This is a genomic window from Vibrio sp. (genome assembly GCF_047973365.1).
In the GTDB taxonomy this organism is placed as follows: domain Bacteria; phylum Pseudomonadota; class Gammaproteobacteria; order Enterobacterales; family Vibrionaceae; genus Vibrio.
The window spans coordinates 1-1,681 of record NZ_JBKEBW010000076.1 but is presented as its reverse complement, the minus strand read 5'-3'; the positions used below and the strand labels follow the sequence as shown (position 1 = coordinate 1,681).

The window sequence follows — 1,681 nt, the reverse complement described above, 5'->3', positions numbered from 1 at the left end:
AGGAGGAGGCTATGAAAAACAAAACACACGAGCCTACACAATTATCGTACGTCGTGACAGCGCGGCCCTCGGGCTAGACAGTGTTGCCAGGCTGAACGTGTGTTTGAGGCTCCGTTTGTGTGGCGTGAGGGTGTGAGCCTGGGCAAACACTGGCAGGGTGTCCATCGTGTGTGTGTGTGTGTGTGTGTGTGTGTGTGTGTGGAATAGTTGTTGCTCCTGTTTGTGTTTATTTTGTTGGTACTGATTTTTTTTATTATTGTTATTATTATTATTATTATTATTATTTTTTTTTTTTTTATTACTACTAAAACTACTACTACTGCTACTATATACCACTACTACTACCACTACTACTACTACTAGTGCTACTACTACAACTGCTACTACTACTACTACTACTACTCTTACCACTACTACTACTATTACTACACTACTACTGCTACTACTATTACTACTACTACTACTACTATTGTTGTTGATGCTGTTCCGAGTCCTGTTTCCCATAAATACTTACCTTACTCCTTTCCTTCGCCAGGTGAGTGTCGCGTGCAGGTGCGCGGCGTGAGGCAGGTGAGCGGCGTGAGGCAGGTGAGCGGCGCCACGGTGAGTATTGTGAAGCACTGCAAAGACTGGGGTTCTTTATATTTCGCCTTGATGTGTGTTCGTTTCAAGGAGGACTCAAGCAATACTAAGCAGCTGTCGTACGTCTGGCAGTTATGCTCTATTATTTATTTATTTATTTATTTATTAAGGGAGATTGCAGTACTAGCATTGCAATTTCGAATACACAAGCGTTTTCCCTTTTGTCTTTCTTAGGGGGGACTGCAGTATTAAGCTGTTGTATGGCGGGCATCTACACGTTTTCTTCCTTGGTTGTTTTAAGGGAGACTGCAGTAGTTGTATTTCGGACATCCATACGTTTTCTTTCTATCTCTTTCTTCCCTTCTCCTCCTCAGTCTTTCTCCGCCACAACCTCCTCCTCCTCCTCCTCCTCTCATAAGTCGTACCCTAAGATCGAATAGCATGAGTTAGGGCGCCCTTTCGTGACCAGCTGCCCGCCTCCGCCCGGCCCTTGACACCTGCACGGGAACACCTGGTCGGAAGGTGTGTCTTGTTCGCAGTATTGATTATCTGTTTCGTATTTTCTGTGTGGGTAAGTTGATTTACAGGGATTTTTATACGTTATAGAAGGCAGATGAAGGGCAGACTCAACTGTATATGAAAAGAAGCACGTACAATAGTTTATTTATTTATTTATCTATTTGCTTGTTTATTTATTGATTCATCCATTTTTTTTTTGTTTGTTTCTTTCCTTCTTTCTTTGTTTGTGTTTGTGTGTTTCTTTCCTTCCTTCCTTCCTTCCTTCCTTCCTTTCTATTTCTTTATTTACACGCTATCTAAAAAAATATATTTATTGAGGAAGGGCTTTAGTGTGTGTGTGTGTGTGTGTGTGTGTGTGTGTGTGTGTAATGGAGTTAGTATAAGTAACTCACCACATATGTATTCTGCAGCTCGTCCCCTTCGCCCATTACCTGTGCCTCGCTCCCCCATTACTTATAACTCCTATTCCCTCAACACTTTTCATCCCCGAGTGAGTTATCATCTGAATTCATCAAGACGCACCTGGCTTGCTCTCTCTCTCTCTCTCTCTCTCTCTCTCTCTCTCTCTCTCTCTCTCTCT

The 1,681-nt window shown here is 42.7% G+C and carries 1 protein-coding gene; it reads right to left on the bottom strand.

Annotated features, from left to right (window positions below; genetic code table 11):
* Positions 1-33: 33 nt before the first annotated feature.
* Entirely contained in the window at positions 34-504 is a 471-nt protein-coding gene (locus ACK5MF_RS09950) for a hypothetical protein (RefSeq protein ID WP_416921766.1), read from the bottom strand.
* Between the last annotated feature and the right edge of the window lie 1,177 nt (positions 505-1,681).

What these genes read in the sequence shown, in the direction of transcription:
- ACK5MF_RS09950 (WP_416921766.1), bottom strand. Translation starts at nt 504, where the DNA reads ATGGGAAACAGGACTCGGAACAGCATCAACAACAATAGTAGTAGTAGT.